Source organism: Hydrocarboniphaga sp. FW305-C-57, assembly GCF_058783045.1.
This window is the reverse complement of record NZ_JBYSYG010000026.1, coordinates 1-5,860: the sequence shown is the minus strand read 5'-3', so window position 1 is coordinate 5,860 and position 5,860 is coordinate 1. Positions and strand designations below refer to the sequence as shown.

Annotated in this window: 7 protein-coding genes; 6 read left to right on the top strand and 1 reads right to left on the bottom strand. The window is 66.7% G+C overall.

Translation table 11 applies throughout. The annotated features are described in order from the left end of the window. Nucleotides 1-201: 201 nt before the first annotated feature. Nucleotides 202-891 (bottom strand): flagellar basal body P-ring formation chaperone FlgA, encoded by a 690-nt coding sequence (gene flgA, locus AC3WUM_RS25065; RefSeq protein WP_492414061.1) that lies wholly within the window; start codon nt 889-891, stop codon nt 202-204. A 143-nt stretch (nt 892-1,034) separates the two neighbouring features. On the opposite strand from flgA, the gene AC3WUM_RS25060 reads away from it, so the two are divergent. The 6 genes from AC3WUM_RS25060 (at nt 1,035) to AC3WUM_RS25035 (ending at nt 5,581) form a co-directional block, all read left to right on the top strand. Further along, nucleotides 1,035-1,967, top strand: coding sequence for a chemotaxis protein (locus AC3WUM_RS25060; RefSeq protein WP_492414059.1), 933 nt, complete (start codon nt 1,035-1,037; stop codon nt 1,965-1,967). Between the two features lie 70 nt (nt 1,968-2,037). Continuing rightward, nucleotides 2,038-2,442, top strand: coding sequence for a flagellar basal body rod protein FlgB (gene flgB / locus AC3WUM_RS25055; protein WP_492414057.1), 405 nt, complete (start codon nt 2,038-2,040; stop codon nt 2,440-2,442). Nucleotide 2,443: 1 nt separating this feature from the next. Next, a complete protein-coding gene (gene flgC, locus AC3WUM_RS25050; protein ID WP_492414055.1) occupies nt 2,444-2,851 on the top strand; it encodes a flagellar basal body rod protein FlgC in 408 nt (135 codons plus the stop codon). A 19-nt stretch (nt 2,852-2,870) separates the two neighbouring features. Further along, nucleotides 2,871-3,545 carry a flagellar hook assembly protein FlgD gene (locus tag AC3WUM_RS25045; RefSeq protein WP_492414053.1) on the top strand — a complete coding sequence of 225 codons (675 nt, stop codon included), beginning with the start codon at nt 2,871-2,873 and terminating at the stop codon, nt 3,543-3,545. Between the two features lie 52 nt (nt 3,546-3,597). Next, nucleotides 3,598-4,818, top strand: a complete 1,221-nt coding sequence (flgE, locus tag AC3WUM_RS25040; protein WP_492414051.1) for a flagellar hook protein FlgE — start codon at nt 3,598-3,600, stop codon at nt 4,816-4,818. Between the two features lie 25 nt (nt 4,819-4,843). Beyond that, nucleotides 4,844-5,581, top strand: coding sequence for a flagellar basal body rod protein FlgF (locus AC3WUM_RS25035; RefSeq protein WP_492414049.1), 738 nt, complete (start codon nt 4,844-4,846; stop codon nt 5,579-5,581). Nucleotides 5,582-5,860: the final 279 nt, after the last annotated feature.

Here is a 5,860-nt window from a genome sequence, read left to right as displayed (position 1 = left end):
GGCCCATGCTCTCCCGCGGATTCAGATCCAGAGGGTGGTCGGGCTCGTTGGGGGGATAAACATACAAGGGTGGCGCGACAGCGCCGGGTGAGGGAAGGCCCGGAGAGTGCGCCTTTGATCAAGCTGCCCTCTCTCCCCGCCTTCGGCGGGACTCTCTCCCGCAAGCGGGAGAGAGGAACGTCAACGGCACCCGTCACGCCGCTACAGCGGAACCTCCACCGACCCGTCCGCGAGCACGCGTCCGTGCACGAGCCGGCGCGAGCTCGTGTTCTCGACCGCGAGCCGGTCGCCCGGGGCGGCGTCGGCCATCGCCTTGCCCTGGGCGCGGACTTCGAAGCTTCCGCTGCGCCCGACCAGGGTCACGGCCTCGCCGCGCCTGATCACCGCAGCCTTGGCGAGCGCGGCCGGTGTCAGCACCGCACCGGCGGCGAGCGGGCGCGACAGCACCAGACCGGAGACCGGCGTCTGCTCGTCGACGTAGCCCTGGGCGAGCGTGGCGGTGTCGCGGCGTTCGCCGCGCAGGTCTGCCGCGACCAGCGCCGCGCCGGCCGGCAGGTTGCGCGTGGCGACGAGCACGCTTTGCGGCCGGCTCACGCGCACGGGCACGTAGAGCGTCCACGATTGCGGGCCGGCGCAGCTCAGCGCGATGGTCCAGCGCGCCGCGTTGCCGGCCGGGCCGCTGCGCGTCGCGCTCGGCGCGGCGGCGCAGGCCGGCAGCCGCAGCCGATCGTCGAGGCGGTCGGCCGTCACCTCGGCCGCGCCGCCGAGCTGGGCCCGCACGTAAGCCTCGGCCACGGCCGCGAGGCCGTCGACGGACTGGAACGCGGACGGTGTCGCCGCCCAGGTCAGGCCGGACAGCAACAGGCACGGGAGCAGCAGCAGGCAGCGCATCGGCGGCACATCCTTTGGCGATTCGGAATACCGTGCCGGGGCAAGCGCCGTGCCCGCGATTTCGCGTGTCGACCGCATCAAGTTCGCAAGCCATCGGCCGATAGCGTCCGCAGACCGATTCGACTGATGACCTGTGAGCGCCCATGGCCGCCGGATTGCTGGAACGCATCGAGGCACAGACCCAACTGGCGGGCTTCAACCGGCTCGCGCTGCTGCTGTTCCGTCTCGACGAGCGTCAAATCTTTGGCATCAACGTGCTCAAGGTGACGGCCGTGCAGCGGCGTCCGGCGCTCACGCAAATGGCGTCCTCGCATGCCTTCATCGCCGGCGTGGCCGAGGTGCGCGGGCAGGTGATTCCGGTCATCGACATGGCCCGCGCGCTCGACCGCGAAGGCGATGCGCAGGCCGCGCATCTGATCGTCTCCGAGTTCAACCGCAGCACGCAGGGGTTTCTCGTGCGTTCGGTCGAACGCATCGTGCACGTCGACGTAGAGAAAGTGCGGCCTGCGCCGGAGGTCGAGCAGGGGCCGAATTATCTGACCGCGATCGCCGAGGTGGGAGCGCAGCGCATCGAGATCATCGATGTCGAGCGCATCCTCGCCGAGGTGGTCGGTGACGTGCAGCAGGTGACGCGCGACGTGCTCGATCCGGTGGCGATCGGCGCAGCGCTGCGCGGTCGCAAGGTGCTCGTCGCGGATGACTCGCGCGTCGCGCGTGCGCACATCGAGCGCGTGCTCGGCCAGCTTGGCATCGGCGCGATCGTCGTCAACGACGGCCGCCAGGCTTTGCAGACCCTGCAGCAGCTCGCCGAAGAGCCCGGCGGCCTGCACGACAAGCTGCTCATGGTGATCTCGGACGTCGAGATGCCCGACATGGACGGCTACCGGCTGACGACGGAAATCCGTCGGGATCCGAGGCTGGCCGGCCTGTTCGTGCTGCTGCATTCGTCGCTGTCGGGCACGTTCAACCAGGCCATGGTCAAGCGCGTCGGCGCCGACCAGTTCATTCCCAAGCTCAACGCGGACGAACTCGCGCGGGGCATTCTGGCCCGGCTCGATTTTCCGCGGGCCGCGTAAAACCGAAACTCGGAAATCGCCCTGGCACAGCGCTTGGAGGGATGCGTCGTCATTCCCAGCGGAGTTCGCCATGGCGCTCGATCCACTCTTCGGCCTGCATTCGGCCGCGCTCGCGGTGCAGAAGCAGCGCATGGACGTGCTCGCGGGCAACATCGCCAATAGCGACACGCCGAACTTCAAGGCGCGCGACATCGATTTCGCGGCCACGCTCCAGGCGCAGCTCGACGGCAGCCGCGCATCGAGCAACGAAGCGCTGCTGAAAACACAGACGGCGCATCTTGATGCGCAGTCGGGCGGCGACTCGCTCGCCGGCCTGGTCTGGCGCGTCCCCGTGCAGGGCAGCGTCGACGGCAACACCGTCGATACACAGATCGAGCAATCCAAGTTCGCCGATGCGGCGCTGCATTACCAGGCCAGCCTCAACTTCATCGATGGCCGCGTGAAGGGCATGCTCACGGCCATCACGGGACAGTGACATGTCATCGTTCCGCATCTTCGACATCACCGGCTCCGCGCTGTCCGCGCAATCGGTCCGGCTCAACACGGTGGCGAGCAATCTCGCCAACGCCGACAGCGTCGCCGGCGATCCTTCGCAGGTCTATCAGGCGCACATGCCGGTGTTCAAGGCCGCTGCCGAGCTCGGTGGCGAAGACACGCCCGGCGTGCGCGTGACCGAGGTCGTGCAGTCGCAGGCCGAGCCCGACAAGCGCTACGAACCCGGCCATCCGCTCGCCGATGCCGATGGCTACGTCTATGCGCCGAAGGTCAACGTCGTCGAGCAGATGGTCGACATGATCTCGGCTTCGCGCGCCTACCAGAGCAACGTCGAACTCATGAACACCGCCAAGGATCTGGCTTTGCGCACGCTGTCGCTCGGACGCTGATCGTCATGGGGAACCTCGCATGAGCACGACCAATCCGGTGGGCGGCAACGCCAGCGACTACTACTCGAGCCTCGGGCTTTCGTCGACTTCATCGGGCAAGAGCAGCTCGCTCGACCAGCAGGATTTTCTCAAGCTCATGACCGTGCAGATCCAGAACCAGGATCCGCTCAAGCCGATGGAGAACACCGAGTTCTTCAGCCAGATCGCGCAATTCTCGACGGTCTCGGGCATCGACAAGCTGCAGACCGCGTTCTCCTCGCTCGCGACGCAGTTGTCGTCGAGCCAGTCGCTGCAGGCCGCGGCGCTGATCGGTCGCGATGTGCTCGTCGAAAGCGGTGTCGGCGTGCTCGGCGACAACGGGCTTTCCGGTGCGCTCGACATTCCGAGCAGCGGCAGCGTCAATTTGCAGATTCGCGATGCGAGCGGCGCCGTGGTGCGCACGATCGATCTCGGCACGCAGGCCGCGGGCCAGCTCGCCTTCAACTGGAACGGCAGCGATGCGCAAGGCAATGCACTGCCTCGCGGGCTGTATCGAATCAGCGCGACGGTTTCGGGCAGCGGCGGATCATCGGTCGCGGCGACGACGTATGCGGTCGATCAGGTCAGCAGCGTCGCGCTCGGCCGCGACGGCCTCAACGTCGAACTCGCGGCGCTTGGCGAACTGCCGTTCTCCGACGTGCTGCGCATCCAGTAATCCATTCGAGCAACCCGCTTCCACCGACGTTCTTCCGTTACGGAGTCCACCCATGTCCTTCAACATCGCGCTCTCGGGCCTCAACGCGGCCACCGCCGATCTGGGCACCATTTCCAACAACATCGCCAATGCGAACACGACGGGCTTCAAGCAGTCGCGCACCGAGTTCGGCGATCTGTTCCGCCGATCGAGTTACGAAACCAACGGCGCGGCTTCGGGCGCCGGCGTGCAGGTGGCACGCGTCGCCCAGCAGTTCGATCAGGGCACCATCAACAACACCGGCAAGGCGCTCGATCTGGCGATCAGCGGCGATGGCTTCTTCACGCTGTCGGACAACGGTGCGCGCGTGTATTCGCGATCGGGCTCGTTCGGCACCGATCGCAGCGGCTACGTCGTGAATGCTGCGGGCCAGCGCCTGCAGGTGTATCCGCCGCAAGCCACCGGCACCAGCTTCAACACCGGCCAGCTCGTCGACCTGCGCTTGTCGTCGAACACCAATCCGCCCGCGGCGACGCGCAATATCGAAGCGGGCGTCAACCTGCCCGCGAACGCGACGGTGCCGACGAGCAGCACGTTCTCGCCGACCGATTCGAACAGCTACAACAAGACGACTTCGATCACCGTCTACGATTCGCTCGGTTCTCCACACACGGCGTCGCTGTATTTCGCCAGGACCGCGGACGCCGGCAGCTGGAACCTGTACACGACGATCGACGGCAATACGGTCGGTGATCCGATCGCGCTGCAATACGATTCCAACGGCACGCTGATGACGCCGGCCAACGGCATCGCCGCACTCGATGCGATGCCGCTGTCCAACGGCGCATCGCCGCTGTCGCTTTCGCTCGACATCGGCACCGCCACCCAGTACGGCGACAGCTTCAGCATCGGCACACTCACGCAGGATGGCTACGCGACCGGTGAGCTCGGCGGCTTGTCGGTGACCGAAGAAGGCGTCGTGCAGGCGCGTTTCACCAACGGCCAGGTGACCAACGTCGGCCAGCTCGCGATGGCGAGTTTCGCCAACTCGCAGGGCCTGCAGGAGCTCGGCAATTCGTCCTGGGCCGAAACCTATGCCTCGGGCCAGGTCGTGCTCGGCGTCGCCGGTGGCCCGGGTTTCGGCGCCGTGCAGGCCGGTGCGCTCGAAGCGAGCAACGTCGATCTGACCGAGCAGCTCGTGAGCATGATGAGCGCGCAGCGCAACTATCAGGCGAATTCGCAGGTGATCTCGGCCACCGACCAGCTGCTGCAGCAGATCATGAATCTGCGTTGATGCCTGCTGATCAACGAGACTCGTCATGGACAGAGCGCTCTACATCGGCATGACCGGTGCGATGCAGACCCTGCAGGCGCAAACGGGCAACAGCCAGAACCTCGCGAACGCGAGCACCACCGGATTCAAGGCGCAGCTGCTGCAGGCGCAGGCAGTGGCGGTCGGTGGCGGCCTCGACAGCCGCATCAACGTGCGTTCCGCCGAAGGCGGCTGGGATGCGACGGGCGGAACCCTGCAGCAGACCGGCCGCGATCTCGATGTGTCGCTGCGCGACGGCGCCTGGCTCGCGGTGCAGGCCAGCGACGGCAGCGAGGCGTACACGCGGCGCGGCGATCTGCAGATCGATGCTTACGGCCAGCTCGTCACCGGTTCGGGGCAGCCGGTGCTCAGCGACGGCGGGCTGATGTCGATTCCGCCAGCGACTTCGATCCACATCGCGGGCGACGGCACGGTGTCGATCGTGCCGCAAGGGCAGGGCCCCGAGGCCCAGGCCGTGATCGGCCGGCTCAAGGTGGTCGAGGGTTCCGCGGCGCAACTGCAGCGTGGGGCCGATGGGCTCATGCGGCCACGCCCGGGTGTGGCGCTGGACTCGGCTGCCGGCAATGCGGTGCTGAGCGGGACGCTCGAAAGCTCGAACGTGAACCTGGCCGACACGATGGTGAACATGATTTCGCTGGCGCGGCAGTTCGAGTTGCAGACGCGGGTCATGAAGACGACGGATGAAAATGCGCAGGCGGCGGCGCAGGTGTTGCGGATGAGTTGAGGCTTGGGGGCGGTTCTGTTGGCGCTGCCGGCGTTCAACATCAAGGACTGACGGCTCGCTGCGCTCGCCGTGGAGTTTTCAGAGTCGAGTCGCCTTGCCGTTCCTCTCTCCCGCTTGCGGGAGAGAGTCCCGCCGAAGGCGGGGAGAGAGGGTTCATCGGCAAGATGAGCGCCCTTTCCGAGCTTTCCCTCTCCCGGTCCTATCGGACCACCCTTGTATGTTTATCCCCCCAACGAGCCCGACCACCCTCTGGATCTGAATCCGCGGGAGAGCATGGGC

Bases quoted from the DNA above. Each gene is read 5' to 3' on its own strand.
- AC3WUM_RS25045 (WP_492414053.1), top strand. From the start codon at position 2,871: ATGAGCACGACCAATCCGGTGGGCGGCAACGCCAGCGACTACTACTCG.
- AC3WUM_RS25035 (WP_492414049.1), top strand. From the start codon at position 4,844: ATGGACAGAGCGCTCTACATCGGCATGACCGGTGCGATGCAGACCCTG.
- flgA (WP_492414061.1), bottom strand. From the start codon at position 891: ATGCGCTGCCTGCTGCTGCTCCCGTGCCTGTTGCTGTCCGGCCTGACC.
- flgE (WP_492414051.1), top strand. From the start codon at position 3,598: ATGTCCTTCAACATCGCGCTCTCGGGCCTCAACGCGGCCACCGCCGAT.
- flgB (WP_492414057.1), top strand. From the start codon at position 2,038: ATGGCGCTCGATCCACTCTTCGGCCTGCATTCGGCCGCGCTCGCGGTG.
- flgC (WP_492414055.1), top strand. From the start codon at position 2,444: ATGTCATCGTTCCGCATCTTCGACATCACCGGCTCCGCGCTGTCCGCG.
- AC3WUM_RS25060 (WP_492414059.1), top strand. From the start codon at position 1,035: ATGGCCGCCGGATTGCTGGAACGCATCGAGGCACAGACCCAACTGGCG.